Below are 17,898 nucleotides of genomic sequence, written 5' to 3' on the forward strand. Positions count from 1 at the left end.
GCGCTCAACCGCCTTCGTCGTCGAGGTCCTTCGGATACACGCGCACCAGCACGATGCGCGGCCCCTTCATCCGCTTCACGACGATGTCGAAACGGTCGAACGACACGCGCTGCCCTTCGGTCGGCAGGTCGTTCAGCGCATGGATCACGAGGCCGCCGACCGATTCCGCGCGCCCTTCGTCGATGTCGATGCCGAGCGCCTGTTCCAGCGACACCACCGGCAGGCTGCCCTTGCCCATCAGCGTGCCGTCGTCCATCCGGGTCCAGTCGTTGTCGCCCTGGTGGAACTCGTCGTGAATCTGCCCGACGAGCGCGCCGAGCAGATTGTCGAGCGTCAGAAAGCCGATCGGACGCGAGCCCTTGCGGCCGACCAGCGCGAGATGCGGCGCGCCCTTGCGGAAGCGGCGGAACAGCGCGAGCGCCGGCATCCCCGGATTCACGTACTGCACCGGCCGCGCGTAACGCGCGAGATCGTCGAGCGGATGACCGGCCTCGCGCGCGAGCAGCAGGTCCTTCAGATGGATCAGGCCGACCACGCGCTCGCCGGACGCGTTCTCGAACAGCGGATAACGGCTGAAGCGATGGCGCGCGACGATCTGCATGTTCTCGGAAAGCGGCAGGTCGCGGCGCAGCCCGACCAGTTCGTGCGCGGGGCGCGCGAGGTCGGACACCGTGAGCCGCGAGAAGTCGAGCGAATGTGCGAGCGTGTTCCATTCGTCGGCGTTGTACGCGTCCGCGGCCGGCTGCGCCGCGCGGCCCGTTGCATCGCGGCCTTCGGCCGCCGCGCTGGCGCGGCGGCTGCGCAGGATCAGCTTCAGTTCCTCGGTCGAATAATGCGCGTCGGTGCCGTGCTCCGACGACAGTCCCGTGAGCCGCAGCACCGCGGCCGCGCTCGTGTTCAGCAGCCAGATCGCCGGATACATCAGCCAGTAGAAGCCGTACAGCGGCGCGGCGGTCCACAGGCCGACGCGTTCGGCCTCGCGGATCGCGAGCGACTTCGGCGCAAGCTCGCCGACGACGATGTGCAGGAACGAGATCGCGGAGAACGCGAACAGCAGCGAGATACCGTGGATCAGTTGCGGCGACGTCACGCCGAGCACGGCGAACAGCGGTTCGATCAGTTGCGCGAACGCGGGTTCGCCGATCCAGCCGAGGCCGAGCGACGCGAGCGTGATGCCGAGCTGGCACGCGGACAGATACGCGTCGAGCTGCGTATGCACCTTCGCGAGCAGCCTGCCGCGCATGCCGTGCTGCGCGGCGAGGCTCTGCACGCGCGTCTGGCGCAGCTTCACGAGACCGAATTCGGCCGCGACGAAAAAACCGTTGAGGGCAACGAGCAGCAGCGCGCCGACGAGGGCGATAACCTGGATCAAGACAAAAGGCTCCGGCGAAACAAAGCGCTCAGTATAAGGCGCGAAAGAATGATGAAAGGCCGGAGCGGTCCAGCGAAACGTTGACGCGGCGTGCAGCGGACGGGCCGCGCGCGGGAATGGGCAGGCCGCACGGGTCAGGCCGGTGCCGCCGGCGGCCGATGAAGGGAGCCGCTATGCCGGCCGAATCGGCAGCCGCAGCGTGAGCGTCGCCGGCGCGCCGTCTTTCAGCGGCTCGGCTTCGAAGCGGCCGCCATGCGCTTCGGCGACGCGCTGGCACAGCGCGAGCACCCACGCGGCGCGGCCGGTCTCCTGCGGCTGGCACGCCTGCGTGCGCGCGAACGCTTCGAGCCGGTGCGGGACGGCGGCGTCCGTCAGCGCCTGCATGGTCGCTGTAAAACCAACCGCGAGCCTTATCTGGCTCGCTTCCTCCGCGACGTCGAGCACGATCGTCGCGTGGCGCGCGCTGGCCTCGGCCGCGAACACGAGCATCAGCCACAGCGCCTGCCCGCAGCGCTCGATGTCGCCGTCGATCGTGCCGCCGCACGGCATCCCGCGCGCGTCGATCGTCACGCCGCGCGCGTCGGCGAGCGCGATGCGCGCGTCGTCAATGGCGTCGTTGATCATCGCGTCGGCGGGGAACGGCTCGCGCGCCACCGGCAACTGGCGCGTCTCGTTGCGCGTCGTGTCGACGATCGTTTCGAGCAGTTGCACCTGCTGCTCGACGCCGGTGCGAATCCCGTCGATCGCGCGCTGCGCGGCCGGGTCCGCGCTGTCGATCTTGCGCTCCAGCACGTACGCCCAGCTATGGATCGCGTTCAGCGGGCTGCGCAGATCGTGCGAGACCCGCGACAGCACGTGGTCGCGCATGAACAGCGCGACCACCGAGCAGAGATGCGCGATGCGTTCGGAGCGGGACGGAGAAGTCGTCGCCATCGATGTCCTCGTTAGCGCCCATGGCGGGCGGCGAAAAAACAGCCTCATTATAGGCAGCGGCACGCGGGCTGCGGCAATGGGTCCTGGTGAGCAAAGCGCCTACAATGGCGGTTTCACACCATCCGATCGAGGAAAACCCATGTCTATCGTGACCACCGCATCCGGCCTCAAGTACGAGGATCTGACCGAAGGCAGCGGCGACGAAGCACGCGCGGGACAAACCGTCAGCGTCCACTACACCGGCTGGCTGACGGACGGCCAGAAATTCGATTCGAGCAAGGACCGCAACGACCCGTTCGACTTCGTGCTCGGCGGCGGCATGGTCATCAAGGGCTGGGACGAGGGCGTGCAGGGGATGAAGGTCGGCGGCGTGCGCCGTCTGACGATCCCGCCGCAACTCGGTTACGGCGCGCGCGGCGCAGGCGGCGTGATTCCGCCGAATGCGACGCTCGTGTTCGAAGTCGAACTGCTCGACGTCTGAGCGAACGCGCAGCAATTCGCGTGCCGCGATGAACCCGCACCACCACGGCCCCGTCACCGCGCCCGGCGTCGAGCTGCGCCGCTACGGCGCGGACGAGGCCACCGACCTGCACGACTTCCACCAGGTCGTGCTCGGCCTCGACGGCGCGATGCAGATGGCCGTCGACGGTGTCGGCGCATGCATCGACTTCCGGTCGGCGTGGCTGGTGCCGGCGGGCGCGCGGCACGACTACGCGGGCATCGGCGAGAACCGGCAACTGGTGCTCGACCTGCCGGCCGCGTCGCTCGCGGTGCCGGCGCGGCTGTTCGACGAGGCGCGCGCGGTGCGGATCGATCCGTCGTTCACCGAACTGGTCCGGCAGATCGCGCGGCGCGCGGCCGTCGCCGCGAAGCCTCACGGCGACGACGGCATGGGCGCGCGCCGGTTCCACTGGGACGCGTCCGCGCGGCTGTGCGCGGCGATGCTGTCGCAGACCGGCATCGAGCCGGGCGATGCGGCCCGCGCGGCGATGGGCCTCGACTTCGCGCGGATCGACCGCTGGCTGCGCGCGCATCTCGCGGAGCCGCTGCGGATCGCGGATCTCGCCGCGCATTGCGGCTTCGGGATGCGGCGCTTCCACGAGCTGTTCATCGAGGCGTTCGGCGAAACGCCGCATCGTTATCTGCAACGGCTGCGGCTCGACACCGCGATCACGCTGCTCGCGGACCCGCGCCATACGCTGACGGACGTCGCGCTCGAAGTCGGCTTCGGCGACCAGAGCGCGTTCACACATGCGTTCACGCGGCGCTTCGGCGTCGCGCCGGGGCAATGGCGCGCGCTGCCCGCGCATTGAGCGGCGCGCGCGATGCGCCGCGGTCCGCATCGGCCGGCAAACCGTACACGTAAAAAAACCGCCTTTCGGCGGTTTTTCATTGTCCGCCGACCGCGCGGAACGTGGATTCAGGTCGCGGCGATCAAGCCGCCGCGTCGAGCCCGCGCGCGAGATCGGTGCGGATGTCCTGCGCGTTCTCCAACCCGACCGCGAGGCGGATCAGCCCTTCGGTGATGCCCGCCGCCGCGCGCGCTTCCGGCGTGATGCGGCCGTGCGTCGTCGTCGCCGGATGGGTGATCGTCGTGCGCGTGTCGCCGAGGTTGCCGGTGATCGAGCAGATCTTCGTGCTGTCGATCACGCGCCATGCGTTCTCGCGCTGCGCTTCCGGCGTGTCGCCCTTCAGCTCGAACGACACGATCGCGCCGCCCGCCTTCTGCTGACGCATCGCGAGCGCGTGCTGCGGATGCGACGCCAGCCCCGGATAAAACACCCGCTTCACGGCCGGATGCGTTTCGAGCCAGCTCGCGACTTCGAGCGCGTTCGACGACTGCTTCTCGACGCGCAGCGACAGCGTCTCCATCCCCTTCAGCAGCACCCACGCGTTGAACGCGGACAGCGTCGGCCCCGCGCTGCGCACGAACGGGAACACCTTTTCCATGATGAATTTGCGCGAGCCCACCAGCGCGCCGCCGAGCACGCGGCCCTGGCCGTCGAGAAACTTGGTCGCCGAGTGCATCACGACGTCCGCGCCGAGCTTCAGCGGCTGCTGCAACGCCGGGCTGCAGAAACAGTTGTCGACGACGAACAGCGCGTTCGCGGCCTTCGCTATCTTGCCGATCGCCTCGATGTCCGCGACCTCGGTCAGCGGGTTCGACGGCGTTTCGAGGAAGAACATCTTCGTCTCGGGCCGCACCGCGTTTTTCCATGCGTCGAGGTCGGTCGGATCGACGAACGTCGTCGCGATGCCGAACTTGCTGAAGATCTGCGAGAACATGCCGAGCGTCGAGCCGAACAGGCTCTGCGAACTGACGATGTGGTCGCCGGCCTGCAAGGCCGACATCACGACCGACATGATCGCGGCCATCCCCGAGGCGGTCGCCATGCACGCCTCGCCGCCTTCCAGCGCCGCGAGCCGGTCCTGGAACATCGTGACGGTCGGGTTCGTGAAACGCGAGTACGTGTATGAGTCCTCGGAATTCTTGAAGCGTTCCGCGGCTTCGGCCGCGTTCGCGAAGCAGAAGCTCGACGTGAGGAACAGCGCCTCCGAATGCTCGTTGAAGTTGCTGCGCAGCGACCCCGAGCGCACGGCAAGGGTGTCGAAATTGAAGGTATCGTCCATGTTCGTTGTAGTTCCGTGGCAGGCCGGCGAGGCGGGAAGGCAACAAAAAAGCCCGCTTTGCGTCGGCAGAAGCGGGCTTTGGTGGATTCGGGTTACCGGTCAGCGGTGAGCGTCGGGCGTCGTTTGCTGCACTTCGGCGCCGGTCGCTTTAGCTGTTTTGGGTTGCCCCGCGTCCGCAAGCTGAGATCAAATCGACGCAAGCCCGTATCCTATCACGGGATCGCGGCCCGCACGCGCGGCCGCCGCAATCCTCGTTCGTCGACGCGGGCTCGCGCCGCGCTTACTCGACCGACAGTTGCAGGTGCAGTTGCGAACGCGCGCCGCCGTCCATCGCGTCGCTGGCCGCGTCGCGGTCCGACTGCGCGGACGGCGCGAGCCGCGCGGTTTCGACACGGTCGAGATACGCGGTCGTCACGTCGCCGGTGATGTAGTCGCCGTCGAAGCACGACGCCTCGAAGCCCTTCAGCGCCGGGTTGATGTCGCGAATCGCCTGCTTCAGGTCGCGGACGTCCTGATACACGAGGTGATCCGCGCCGATGATGCGCGCCACTTCCTCGTCGGTGCGGCCGTGCGCGACCAGCTCGCCGCGCGTCGGCATGTCGATGCCGTACACGTTCGGATACTTCACCGGCGGCGCGGCCGACGCGAAGATCACCTTGCTCGCGCCCGCGTCGCGCGCCATCTGCACGATTTCCTGCGAGGTGGTGCCGCGCACGATCGAATCGTCGATGATGAGCACGTTCTTGCCCTTGAACTCGATGCCCATCGCGTTCAGCTTCTGGCGCACCGACTTCTTGCGCATGGCCTGGCCCGGCATGATGAACGTGCGGCCGACGTAGCGGTTCTTGAAGAAGCCTTCGCGATACTCGACGCCGAGTTTCGCGGCGACCTGCATCGCGGCCGGGCGCGACGAATCGGGAATCGGCATCACGACGTCGATCTTCACGTCCGGCAGCACGCGGCGGATCTTCTCCGCGAGATAGTCGCCCATCCGCAGGCGCGCGTTGTAGACCGGCACGCCGTCGAGCACCGAGTCCGGACGCGCAAGGTACACGAGTTCGAAGATGCACGGGTTGAGGCTCGGTTTCTCCGCGCATTGCTGCGCGTGGAGGTTGCCTTCGAAGTCGACGAATACCGCCTCGCCCGGCTCGACGTCGCGGACGAACTCGAAGCCGATGCCTTCGAGCGCGACCGACTCCGACGCGACCATCCATTCGGTGCCTTCCGGCGTTTCGAGCTTGCCGATGCACAGCGGACGGATGCCGAACGGATCGCGGAACGCAAGCAGCCCGTAACCGGCGATCAGCGACACGATCGCATACGAGCCGCGCACGCGGCGATGCACGCCGGACACCGCCTTGAAGAGCGCCGCCGGATCCAGTTGCAGGCCGGAACTCGCAAGCTGCACTTCGTGCGCAAGCACGTTGAGCAGCACTTCGGTGTCGGAGTTGGTGTTGATGTGCCGGCGATCGACGCGGAACATCTCTTCCTTCAGCTGCGGCCAGTTGGTCAGGTTGCCGTTGTGCGCGAGGATGATGCCGAACGGCGCGTTCACGTAGAACGGCTGGGCCTCCTCTTCGCTCGACGCGGAACCGGCCGTCGGGTAGCGCACCTGGCCGATGCCGCTGGTGCCGGGCAAGCTGCGCATGTTGCGCGTGCGGAACACGTCGCGCACCATGCCGTTCGCCTTGTGCATGTGGAAAGTGCTGCCGTCCGCGGTGGCGATGCCGGCCGCGTCCTGACCGCGATGCTGCAGCAGCAGCAGGCTGTCATAGATGAGCTGGTTGACGGGAGAGCGGGAAACTACGCCTACGATGCCGCACATGGCAGGTCCTTCAAGAAAGCGAAATCGATTGCGGCGGCCGGGCGGGATCCGGCTACGCACCGCGGGGCTGCGGGTCCGTCACGGCGCCGCATACCGCACGTCATACGTGCACGTATGCGGCCAGCGGGTCGGGCAGCAGCGGCTTCAGTTCGCGCACGCCCTGCTCGGCATACGGCCGCAGCAGCGCATCGCGCCAGAAATTCTGCTGGGGCAGTTCGGTCAAGCCGCCGAGGACGACCAGAACCAGCACCAGCACGACACCTCGCACGAGGCCGAACATCATGCCGAGCGACCGGTCCACGCCGGACAGTCCGCTCGCCGTCACGAGCCGGGTCAACAGCGCGTTCGCGACGCTCGCCACCAGCACCACGCCGATCACGATCAGCGCGAACGCGAGCAGCCACTGGGTCAGCCCGCCGCCCGGCCAGTTCGCCGGAATCCACGGCACCACGTGATCGACGAAACGGCACGCGACGATGAACGCGGCGATCCAGCCGATCAGCCCGAATATCTCGCCGACGAACCCGCGCCATGCTCCGCGCAGCGCCGACAGGCCGATCACCGCCAATACAGCGTAGTCGAATGCGGTGAACATCGGCAGGTTATTCCGCGCCGCCGCCGTTCGAACCCGACCCGAGGCCGGCCGCCCGCACCTTCGCGATCGCCGCCGACGCCGCCGCGCGGTCCGCGAACGGCCCTGCGCGCAACAGCGTGCGCGTCGTGCCGTCCGGCTGTTTGCGGTGCTCGGTATATACGGGTACGCCTGCCGCTTTCAACTTCGTCGCCCAGCTGCGCGCGCTCGCGTCGTCCGGGAACGAGCCGAGTTGCAGCGCGTAACGCGCACCCGGCGGCGCAGACGGCGTGCCCGCGTCGTCGGATGACGACGAATTCGGCTCGACGTCGGTATCGGACGGCGCGGCCTGGCGCTGCGCGGTCGTCGCGGCCGGCGCGCGCTGTGCCGGCTTGGCGGCGGGCGGCGTGTTGTCCGCGCGCGTCTGGGCTGGCGGTTTGGCGGGTGCGGATTGTTTTGCGGGTGCGGCAGGCGGCGTGGCCTGCGCGGTTTGCGTCGATGACGGGGCGGATTTCTGCGCGGCGGCGGGTGCCGGCGCATTGCCGGCCGTCGAGAGGCCCGACGCGCCGAGCGCGGCTTCGGCCGCCGGCGGATTGTCCGGCGCGACGCCCGCCTGGGTGTCCTCGGCATCGTCGTCGGCCGGCGCCTTCGGCGCGGGGCGGCTCGGAATGTCGATCGCGATGTCGTCGGTGACGGGTTTCGGATGCGAATCGAGGATCATCGGCAGCACGATGACCGCCGCGATCACCAGCGCGATCGCGCCGACGAGGCGGCGACGCGCGCGCTGCTTTTCCGGCAGCGTCGGGTCGAGCAGCATCGCCTCGGCATCGCTCGACCGGTCCGGACGGCGGCTGCGCCGCTCGACGCGCGCGCCCTGGTTGCTCCGGCGGCTCGCGCCAGCGTTGGAGCCACGCCGCGCGGGCGCTTCGTCTTTCTTGCCGAACGAAAAAATTCCCATGTGTGGCTGCTTTTTGCTCCGCTTCTATTCCGCTTCTGCGCCGCTGCGTTTACGTCGCCGTTGCGTCACGACTTGCGAGAGACGGGCCGCGATTGCGTCAGTGCTGCTGCGATTTACGCCAGGCCATCACGCCCGCGACCGTAAGGAAACTGCCGAAAACCACGATTCTATCATTTTCGGTTGCGTGTTTTAGCGCATGTTGGAACGCGAGCGCAGGCGCTTCGTAGCGCGTAACGCTGCTGTCCGGCCCGTCCGCCACGCCCGCGTCGCGCAGCGCCGCCTCAAGCTGCTCTGCGCTCGCGCCGCGCGGTCCCGGCAGCGTCGTCACGCACCAGTGATCGATCTCGCCCTTCAACTGGCCGATCACGCCCGCGATGTCCTTGTCCCGCATCGAGCCGAACACCGCGTAGGTGTACGGAAAATAGCCCATGCTGCCGAGATTCTGCCCGAGCACCGCCGCCGCATGCGGATTGTGGCCGACGTCGAGCACGACCGACGGCTTGCCCGGCAGCACCTGGAAGCGTCCCGGCAGCTCGACGTTCGCGAGGCCGAGGCGGATGTCCTGCGCGGACACCGGCAGCCGGTCGCGCATCGCTTCGAGGCCCGCGAGCGCGGCCGACGTGTTGATCAACTGGTTCGCGCCGCGCAGCGCCGGGTACGCGAGCGCCGAGCGCCGCATCGTGCGGCCGACGTAGCTCCACTGCTGGCGCTCGCTGCCCGCCTGCCCTTCGTAGCGGAAATCGCGGCCGAACAGCCACAGATCGGCGTCGACCTCGTCCGCGTAGTCGATCAGCGTGTGCGGCGCCATCGGATCGGCGCAGATCGCCGGCTTGCCCGCGCGGAAAACGCCGGCCTTCTCCAGCGCGATCTTCTCGCGCGTGTCGCCGAGATATTCGGTGTGGTCGATGTCGATGCTCGTGATGATCGCGCAGTCGGTGTCGAGCACGTTCACCGCGTCGAGCCGGCCGCCGAGGCCCACTTCGAAGATCGCCGCATCGAGTCCGCGCGACGCGAACAGATGCATGATCGCGAGCGTCGTGAATTCGAAGTACGTGAGCGACACCGGCTGCGCGAGCGACAGCCGCGCGGCCTCGACCGCCTCGAAATGCGGCAGCAGATCGTCGTCGGACGCCTGCTCGCCGTCGATTCGCGCGCGCTCGTTGAACGACAGCAGATGCGGCGACGTATGGCAGCCGACCCGGTAGCCGGCTTTCAGCAGGATCGCTTCGAGGATCGCGCAGGTCGAGCCCTTCCCGTTCGTGCCGCCGACCGTGAAGATCGGGCAGTCGAAGCGCAGCTGCAGCGCGTCCTTCACCTGGCGGATCCGGTGGAGCCCCATGTCGATGCCGACCGGATGCGCGGATTCGAGATGCGTGAGCCACGCGTCGAGGCTGGGAAAGGTACTCATCGAACGATTCGGGTTGGGCGGAAGAAAGCGGGCATTGCCGTCGGCGGAGTCGCGGAGCCAGGCTCCGCGAAAACCCGGATTATCCCGGAAATGACAACGCGCCGCTTGCTTTCGCTCGCGGCGCGCGAAGGACGGGGCCGCGCGCGACGCGCGGCGCCCGGCACGGCTCGGGTGTCAGGCCACCGCGTCGGCGGGCTGGCGCGACAGCAGCGCGATCAGTTGCGCGATCTCCTCGCGCAGCTTGCGGCGGTCGACGATCATGTCGATCGCGCCCTTCTGCATCAGGAATTCCGCGCGCTGGAAACCTTCCGGCAGCTTCTCGCGCACCGTCTGCTCGATCACGCGCGGGCCGGCGAAGCCGATCAGCGCCTTCGGTTCGGCGATCACGACGTCGCCGAGGAACGCGAAACTCGCGGACACGCCACCCATCGTCGGATCGGTCAGCACCGAGATGAACGGCAGCTTCGCTTCGGCGAGCTTCGTCAGCATCGCGGTGGTCTTGGCCATCTGCATCAGCGACAGCAGGCTCTCCTGCATCCGCGCGCCGCCCGATGCGGTGAAGCAGATGAACGGCACCTGCTGCTCGATCGCGTTCTGCACGCCGCGCACGAAACGCTCGCCGACCACCGAACCCATCGAGCCGCCCATGAACGAGAACTCGAAACACGCGACCACGACCGGCAGCGTATGGATCGCGCCGCCCATCACGACCATCGCGTCGGTTTCGCCGGTCTCTTCCATCGCCTCTTTCAGGCGCTCCGGGTACTTGCGGCTGTCCTTGAACTTCAGCGCGTCGACCGGGATGATTTCCTGGCCGATCTCATAGCGGCCTTCCGGGTCGAGCAGCGCGTCGAGCCGCTCGCGCGAGCCGATCCGCATGTGGTGGTCGCATTTCGGGCAGACGTGCTGGTTCGCCTCGACGTCGTTGCGATACAACACCGCCTCGCAGTTCGGGCACTTGATCCACAGCCCTTCCGGAATGCCCTTGCGGCTCTTCGGATCGGTTTGCTTGATTTTTGGCGGCAGCAGTTTGTCGAGCCAGCTCATTGACGTTTCCTTCATTGACCTTCGTGATGCGCGGCGCGGCGGGTCCGACCCCGGCCGCGCATGGCGAAAAGCGGATTTTACCGCGTACCGGCCGCTACGCCGTCGATCGCGCGTCGAATGTCCGCGATGAACTGCGTGAGCGTCGCGACCGCCGCGTCCGGCGCGGTCTGTTGCAGCAACTGCACGATCCGGCTGCCGATCACGACCGCATCGGCCACTTCGGCGACCGCGGCGGCCGTCTGCGCGTCGCGGATGCCGAATCCGACCCCGACCGGCAGCGGCACGTGCGCCTTGATGGCCGGGATTTTACCCGCGATGCTGGAAACGTCCAGATTTCCGGCGCCGGTCACGCCCTTCAGCGACACGTAGTACACATAGCCGCTCGCCGCGCGGCCGACTTCCGCGATCCGCCCGTCGGTGGAGGTCGGCGCGAGCAGGAAGATCGGATCAATGCCGGCCTCGCGCATCTTCGCGGCGAAACCCACCGATTCCTCGGGCGGGTAATCGACGATCAGCACGCCGTCGACGCCGGCGTCCTTCGCGGCCGCCGCGAACGCGTCGGCGCCCATCCGCTCGATCGGGTTCGCGTAACCCATCAGCACGACCGGCGTGCGGTCGTCCGTTGCGCGGAAACGCTTCACGTCCGCGAGCACGTGCCGCAGCGACACGCCCTTCGCGAGCGCGCGCTCGGACGACTGCTGGATCACCGGGCCGTCGGCCATCGGGTCGGAGAACGGCACGCCGAGTTCGATCACGTCCGCGCCGCCGGCGGCGAGCGCGTGCATGAATTCGACGGTGCGCGCCGGATCGGGGTCGCCGGCGGTGATGAACGGGATCAGGCCTTTCCTGCGCTGGGCAGCCAGCGCGTCGAACGTGTTCTTGATACGGGACATCGTTAAGTCCTCTGTTAAATGCATTGCGCGACAACCGCGCGGCGGCGGCTCAAGCGCCAGCCGCGACCGGCCCCGCGGCGGACGCGGGCACGGCGGACGACCCCGCCGCGCTCACGCGCTCGCGCGCGATCGCGCAATAGCTTTCGTTGATTTCATAGCCGACGAATTCGCGCTGCTGACGCGCGCAGGCGACCGCGGTGGTGCCGCTGCCCATGAACGGGTCCAGCACGCGGCCGCCCGGCGGGCAGCTCGCGAGCACCATCCGCTCGACGATCTCCAAAGGCTTCTGGGTCGGGTGATCGACCCGCTCCGCATGCTGCCGGTGCAGGCGCGACACGGACCAGACGTCCTTCGGGTTGTAGCCGAGTTCCAGCCACCTGCTGCCTTCGAATATTTTTCGCGAACGCGCTTTCTTCGTGACGGCATCGTACGGGATGCGGACGGGATCGAGGTCGAAATAATAATTCTTCGACACCGCGAAAAAGCCGATGTTGTCGTGAACCGACGTGAACCGGCGCGTCGTGCCGCCCATGCTCGGCACGCGCCGGTCCCAGACGATCTCGTTGATCATCGTGAGCCTCGACTTCAGGAACACGAAGATCTCGGGCGCGTACTGCCACGTGCAGAACACGTACAGCGAGCCGGACGGCTTGAGCTTCGGGATCGCCAGCTCCAGCCAGGCGCGGGTCCACGCAAGGAAGTCCTCGCCGGAGCGCATGTCCGAATCGTTGCCGTAGTCCTTGCCGAGGCCGTACGGCGGGTCCGCGACGATCAGGTCGATTGACGCGTCCGGCAGGTTCGCCGCATCGGTCAGGAAATCGCGGTTCAGGAGGCGGATGCCGTCCGGCACCGTCGCGAGCAGCGGCGCTGGCGCGGACGGCGGCTGCACGGCGGCAGCCGCCACGGCACCCGCACCCGCGTCGGCGTCCGCCGGCGCGCCGCACGGCGCCGGGGGTTGCGGCTCGTCGAACTCGTCGCGCATCGTCACGCCAGTCAGAACCGAAGGCCCGAGCGCTCGGCGACCGTATGCATGTCCTTGTCGCCGCGGCCCGACAGGTTCACCAGCAGGATCTTCTCCTTCGGCAAGGTCGGGGCGAGCTTCGTCGCATACGCGAGCGCGTGGCTCGATTCGAGCGCCGGGATGATGCCCTCGATCCGGCAGCAGTCGTGGAACGCCTTCAGCGCCTCTTCGTCGGTAATCGGCACGTATTGCGCGCGGCCGCTGTCCTTCAGCCACGCGTGCTCGGGGCCGACGCCCGGATAGTCGAGGCCGGCGGAGATCGAATGCGTCTCGATGATCTGGCCGTCGTCGTCCTGCAAGAGATAGGTGCGGTTGCCGTGCAGCACGCCCGGCGTGCCGCCGGTCAGCGACGCCGCGTGACGGCCGGTTTCGATGCCGTCGCCGGCCGCCTCGACGCCGATCAGCTGCACCGCCGTGTCGTCGATGTATGGGTAGAAGATCCCCATCGCGTTCGAACCGCCGCCGACGCTCGCGATCACCGCATCCGGCTGGCGGCCGGTCATTTCGGGCATCTGGACGCGGCATTCGTCGCCGATCACGCGCTGGAAGTCGCGCACCATCATCGGATACGGGTGCGGGCCGGCCACGGTGCCGATGATGTAGAACGTGTTCTCGACGTTCGTCACCCAGTCGCGCATCGCCTCGTTCAGCGCGTCCTTCAGCGTGCGCGAGCCGGACTCGACCGGCACGACGGTCGCGCCCAGCAGCTTCATCCGGTACACGTTCGCCGCCTGGCGCTTCACGTCCTCCGCGCCCATGTAGACGACGCATTCCATCCCGAAACGCGCGGCGATCGTCGCCGTCGCGACGCCGTGCTGGCCCGCGCCGGTTTCCGCGATCACGCGCGGCTTGCCCATGCGCTTCGCAAGCAGCGCCTGGCCGATCACGTTGTTGATCTTGTGCGCGCCGGTGTGGTTCAGGTCTTCGCGCTTCAGATAAATCTGCGCGCCGCCGAGCAGCGTGCTCCAGCGTTCGGCGTGATAGACCGGCGACGGACGGCCGACGAAATGCTTCAGCTCGCGCTGGTATTCGGCGACGAACTCGGGATCGTGCTGGTATTTCGCATAGGCGCCGCGCAGTTCGTCGATCGCCTGCATCAGCGTTTCGGCGACGAACACGCCGCCATACGGGCCGAAATGGCCCCGTTCATCGGGCAAGTTATACATGAGTCACTCTCAGAGAACCGGCAGCGCGCGCCGCATTGCGCGAGCGCATTGACTGCCGGAATCGTCCCACTGGGTCACTGAGCGTCCGCTTCGCGCACCGCGCTCACGAACGCCGCCATGCGGGCGTGATCCTTCACGCCCTTGGCGCCCGGCACTTCGATGCCACTGGAGACATCGACAGCGAACGGGCGCACCTGGCGGATCGCCTCACTGACGTTTTGCGCGTTCAACCCACCACTCAAAACGGCCCGACGCGCGAGCCCTGCGGGAATAAGTGACCAATCGAAGACCTTTCCGCCGCCGCCGTAGCCGTCGACATGGGTGTCGAACAGCAGGCCGCTGGCCGATGAATAACGGTGTGCCGATTCTATCAAATCGGCCTCGCGAGTATCCGGCGCGACGCGCAGCGCGCGCAACCAGGGCAAACCGGCAACCGACGCGAGCGATTCGCACTGCCCGGGGGTCTCGTCGCCGTGGAACTGCAACAGCGTCAGCGATACGTTGCTCGCGACCTCGCCGATCCATTGCGGCGTCGCGTTCACGAACAGGCCAACCACGGACACGAACGGCGGAATCTCGCGGGTCAGCTCGACCGCCTGTGCAATGCTGACCGAGCGCGGGCTCGGCGGATAGAACACGAGGCCGATCGCGTCTGCGCCGAGCGCGATCGCGTGCGCGACGGACTCGGGCGTGGACAACCCGCACAGCTTGATGCGCGTGCGATGCGCCGCCGGTGCGCGGTCGGAAGCGGCGGCGTCGTGCGGGGCGGGCAGATCGGCTGAAGTCATGGCGTGTACGGATGGTGTCGGTGCTGGCGAATCGGGGTTCTGCGTTTGGCTCGCGGTGGACGGCGGATCTGTGCGGATCTAGCTGGCGCGCAGATCACGCGGCGGATCATCGTCGGCCCACACCGCGCTCCACGGCACGCTGCCGGTGTGCGGCGCCGGAACCGCGAATTCGTCAGGATATCCTACCCGCGCGAGATACAGGCCGTCCGGCATGAACGTCGGCGCGGCGCGCGTGCGGTCGCGGCCCGCGAGCACGTCCGCGAGCCACGCCGCCGGATAGCGCCCGCGCCCGACCGCGACGAGGCATCCCATCAGGTTGCGCACCATGTGATGCAGGAACGCATTCGCGCGAAAGCGGAAATGGATGAAGTCGCCCTGCGGCCGGATGTCGATCTGGTACAGGTGCTTGACCGGCGTCTTCGCCTGGCACTCGGACGAGCGGAACGCGGAAAAGTCGTGCTCGCCGATCAGGCAACCGGCGGCGGCGCGCATCGCGTCGACGTCGAGCGGCGTGTGGATCCAGCCCGCGCGGCCGGTAAGCATCGGCGAACGCACCGGATGCACGTACAGCACGTAGTAGTACGTGCGCTCGAACGCCGAGAAGCGCGCGTGGAAGGCATCCGGCATCGGCTGCGCCCACTGCACGGCGACCGTCGGCGGCAGGAATGCGTTCGTGCCGCGCACCCACGAGAACGCCGTGCGGTCGAGGTCGGTGTCGAAATGGACGACCTGGCCGAGTCCGTGCACGCCGGTGTCGGTGCGGCCCGCGACGACGGTCGCCAGCGGCACGCACGCGAACTCGCGCAGCGCGCGCTCCAGCGCATCCTGCACCGTCTTGCCGTGCGGCTGCGACTGCCATCCGCAGAACGCCGCTCCGTCGTACAGGATGCCTAGCGCGATACGCATACGGACCGCGTCACGAGAGCGGCGCGAGCGTCGCGAGGAGCGCCTGCGCGTCGGCGCGCGTCGCGTGGTCGTTCGACTCGATCACCTCGGTGATCAGCGCGCGCGCGCCCGCCAGGTCGCCGAGCGCGATGTACTCGTTCGCGAGATCGAGCTTGTTGCGCGCGATCCGCGCCAGTTGTTCGGGCGTGAACACCGGCAGCGGCTCGGCCGAATCCGGCGGCAGGTTCAGATCGAAGTCGAGCGACAGCGTGCCGAAACGCGCGGCGCCCAGACCGGCGATCGAGCCCGCGCCGGTCGTGCCGGCCTCGATCTCGCCGCCGGCCGCCGGCGCGGACGGCTCGTGCAGCGGCACGGCGTGGCGTTCGGTCGTCTCCGGCGACGCAACCGGCTCCGACGACAGCGGCGCGGCCGACACCGGCTCGCCGGTGCGCGGCGGCAGCGGCATGTCCAGCGTGTCGAGCGCGGCGACAGCGTCGGTCGGGAAGTCGGCCGGCGTAGCGGCCGGCGATTCGGTTGCGGCTTCGGCGATCGGCGCGGCTACTTCCGCCGGAGCGATGGGCTGCTCGGGCTCGACGGCTGGCGGCGCGGGTTCGACAGCGGCAACCGGCTCTTCCGGCTGATACGGCTCCAGCGGCTCGCTCGCTTCCGGCTCCTGCGGCGCGGGCGGCTCGATCTGCGGTTCGGTTTCCGCGTGCGGCGCGAATTCCGCTGCGGCGGCGTCCACCCACGCCGTTTCGAGGCTCTCCGGCGGCAGCGCAGATGCGCCGAGCGCCGCCGCAGCTTCGAAACTCGCCGCGCGGGTTGCGTCCGCCAGCGTCTCGGGCTCGCCCGGCTCCTCGCCGCGAACCTGCGGCTCGGCGTGCTCTGCGTGCGTGTCGGGAACAGGTGCATCGGGGACGGCCGGCTCGCGTTCGTCGGACAGCGGCACGCCGTGCGGCGACTCGAACAGCGTCGGCGGCAGCGCATCCGCGCCGAGCGACGTCGCGGCGGCAAAGCCGGCGGCATCCGTCGCGGGGTCGAGCGTTTCGTCGTGCTGCGGCTCGGCTTCGGCCGACGACGCGGCCGCGGCCACGCCCGCCGCCGTGGCCGCCACGACAGCCGGCGTCACCGGCGACAACACCGGCTCACGCGACTTCGGCTCCGGCACCGCATCGGCAACGCGAGCGTCACCGCCACCGGTCGGTTCCGGCGACGGACCGTTGCCCTCATCGGATCGCGGCGATCCGGGCTTGCGACGGCGCAGCGCGCGGCCGAGCAGCAGCGCGAGCACGACCGCGCCGATCGCCGCCGTCACGCCGATCACGACTGGCGGCAAATCGGCCATGGGATTGCCGCTGCGCGACGTATTGACGATGGGCGCCGCCGCCGCGCCGCTCGTGGCGTTGCCCTGCGCTGGCGCAGCCGCTGGCGCGCCGACCGCCGACTGCGCGGGCTTGCCGATGCCGTGCTTTTGCAGCGCCATCAGCACGCGGTTCTTCAGCGCAAGCAGTTCCTGGATGCTCGACACCGGCGCCTGCGGATGCGCGGCCGACGCCGCGTTCGCCGCTGCCGCGCCCGACGACGCGCCAGCCGGCGCGGCCTGGATCGCGCCGGACCACACGTGTTGCGCATCGCTCGCGGAAGCTTCCGGCGCGGCCGGACCCGACGACGCAGCCGGCACGCTCGCGCCCGCCACCGCCGCCGCGCTGGTCGGGCTCGCAGCGGCAGCCGCCGACACCGGCTGCGCGGAAGAGGCGGCGGACGCCTGCGCGGCCGACGAACCGGCAACCGCGGCTGTCGCCGGAGCGGACGCGCCGGCCGCAGCCGTGACAGGAGCAGATGCCGCAGCCGCCGGCGACGCAGCCGATACGGCCGGCGCGGGCGCGCTGCCGGCGACCGCAGCCGAAGCCCCGCCCGCCTTCGCGGCCGCTGCCGGCGCAGCAGCCGTAGTTGCCGCCGCCGACGAAACCGGAGCGGGAGCGGGAGTCGAAGCCGCAGCCGGCTCCGACGCCGCCCCGCCCGGAATCTCCGCCATCGCCGGCACGTTCAGCACCGCGCCGATCTTCAGCCGGCTCGGATCCTTGATCCCGCCGTGCTTCATGAACGCGTCAGGGTTCGCGTCGAACAGCGCGCGGCTGACGCGGCCAAGCGTCGCCGGATCGCGCGTCTGCGCAAGCTCCGCGGCGACGTCGTTCAACGACTGGCCGACGCGGACCGTATAGTGGCCTGCCGACGCGGGCGCGGACGCGCCGCCCGCGGCCTCGGCCGCCAGCGCGGATTGAATGCCGGCCGACGCGAATAGCGCCGCCGCGACCGCGGCGAACGCCGCACGTCGCGCCGGCGCGACGGTTACAGAACCGAATCTAACGATCATCAGAAGCCCTGGCGCACCGCGGTCGC

16 protein-coding genes are annotated in these 17,898 nt (G+C 68.8%); 2 read left to right on the plus strand and 14 right to left on the minus strand.

Annotation, left to right across the window (positions count from 1 at the left end):
• Positions 1-4 precede the first annotated feature (4 nt).
• On the minus strand, positions 5-1,372 hold the full coding sequence (locus tag BLV92_RS20340) for a hemolysin family protein (protein WP_090548201.1): 1,368 nt from the start codon (positions 1,370-1,372) through the stop codon (positions 5-7).
• A gap of 171 nt (positions 1,373-1,543) precedes the next feature.
• On the minus strand, positions 1,544-2,305 hold the full coding sequence (locus tag BLV92_RS20345) for a sensor histidine kinase (RefSeq protein ID WP_090548203.1): 762 nt from the start codon (positions 2,303-2,305) through the stop codon (positions 1,544-1,546).
• Between the two features lie 139 nt (positions 2,306-2,444).
• Here BLV92_RS20345 and BLV92_RS20350 point away from each other — a divergent pair, with 139 nt between their 5' ends.
• Positions 2,445-2,786 (plus strand): FKBP-type peptidyl-prolyl cis-trans isomerase, encoded by a 342-nt coding sequence (locus tag BLV92_RS20350; protein ID WP_090548205.1) that lies wholly within the window; start codon positions 2,445-2,447, stop codon positions 2,784-2,786.
• Between the two features lie 28 nt (positions 2,787-2,814).
• Positions 2,815-3,618: an AraC family transcriptional regulator gene (locus BLV92_RS20355; protein ID WP_090548207.1), complete on the plus strand. Its 804-nt coding sequence runs from the start codon at positions 2,815-2,817 to the stop codon at positions 3,616-3,618.
• A 121-nt stretch (positions 3,619-3,739) separates the two neighbouring features.
• Here the strand turns inward: BLV92_RS20355 and BLV92_RS20360 are convergent, their stop codons facing one another.
• From BLV92_RS20360 to BLV92_RS20415, 12 genes are all read right to left on the minus strand, one after another.
• Positions 3,740-4,936, minus strand: coding sequence for an O-succinylhomoserine sulfhydrylase (locus tag BLV92_RS20360; protein ID WP_090548208.1), 1,197 nt, complete (start codon positions 4,934-4,936; stop codon positions 3,740-3,742).
• Between the two features lie 280 nt (positions 4,937-5,216).
• Complete coding sequence (gene purF / locus BLV92_RS20365; RefSeq protein WP_090548210.1) at positions 5,217-6,761, minus strand: amidophosphoribosyltransferase; 1,545 nt, start codon at positions 6,759-6,761, stop codon at positions 5,217-5,219.
• Between the two features lie 100 nt (positions 6,762-6,861).
• Positions 6,862-7,356, minus strand: a complete 495-nt coding sequence (locus BLV92_RS20370; protein ID WP_090548211.1) for a CvpA family protein — start codon at positions 7,354-7,356, stop codon at positions 6,862-6,864.
• 7 nt (positions 7,357-7,363) lie between these two features.
• A complete protein-coding gene (locus tag BLV92_RS20375) occupies positions 7,364-8,290 on the minus strand; it encodes an SPOR domain-containing protein (RefSeq protein ID WP_090548213.1) in 927 nt (308 codons plus the stop codon).
• 97 nt (positions 8,291-8,387) lie between these two features.
• Complete coding sequence (gene folC, locus BLV92_RS20380) at positions 8,388-9,698, minus strand: bifunctional tetrahydrofolate synthase/dihydrofolate synthase (protein ID WP_090548215.1); 1,311 nt, start codon at positions 9,696-9,698, stop codon at positions 8,388-8,390.
• 174 nt (positions 9,699-9,872) lie between these two features.
• Entirely contained in the window at positions 9,873-10,745 is an 873-nt protein-coding gene (accD, locus tag BLV92_RS20385) for an acetyl-CoA carboxylase, carboxyltransferase subunit beta (RefSeq protein WP_090548216.1), read from the minus strand.
• Positions 10,746-10,822: 77 nt separating this feature from the next.
• Positions 10,823-11,638: a tryptophan synthase subunit alpha gene (gene trpA, locus BLV92_RS20390; protein WP_090548218.1), complete on the minus strand. Its 816-nt coding sequence runs from the start codon at positions 11,636-11,638 to the stop codon at positions 10,823-10,825.
• Between the two features lie 49 nt (positions 11,639-11,687).
• Positions 11,688-12,620 (minus strand): DNA-methyltransferase, encoded by a 933-nt coding sequence (locus BLV92_RS20395; protein WP_090548220.1) that lies wholly within the window; start codon positions 12,618-12,620, stop codon positions 11,688-11,690.
• Between the two features lie 11 nt (positions 12,621-12,631).
• Positions 12,632-13,825, minus strand: coding sequence for a tryptophan synthase subunit beta (gene trpB, locus BLV92_RS20400; protein ID WP_090548221.1), 1,194 nt, complete (start codon positions 13,823-13,825; stop codon positions 12,632-12,634).
• A 74-nt stretch (positions 13,826-13,899) separates the two neighbouring features.
• Positions 13,900-14,613, minus strand: a complete 714-nt coding sequence (locus tag BLV92_RS20405; RefSeq protein WP_090548223.1) for a phosphoribosylanthranilate isomerase — start codon at positions 14,611-14,613, stop codon at positions 13,900-13,902.
• 78 nt (positions 14,614-14,691) lie between these two features.
• A complete protein-coding gene (gene truA, locus BLV92_RS20410) occupies positions 14,692-15,519 on the minus strand; it encodes a tRNA pseudouridine(38-40) synthase TruA (RefSeq protein WP_090548224.1) in 828 nt (275 codons plus the stop codon).
• 10 nt (positions 15,520-15,529) lie between these two features.
• Positions 15,530-17,872, minus strand: coding sequence for a FimV/HubP family polar landmark protein (locus tag BLV92_RS20415; protein WP_090548226.1), 2,343 nt, complete (start codon positions 17,870-17,872; stop codon positions 15,530-15,532).
• Positions 17,873-17,898 lie beyond the last annotated feature (26 nt).

This window comes from Paraburkholderia caballeronis, assembly GCF_900104845.1.
Lineage (GTDB): Bacteria > Pseudomonadota > Gammaproteobacteria > Burkholderiales > Burkholderiaceae > Paraburkholderia > Paraburkholderia caballeronis.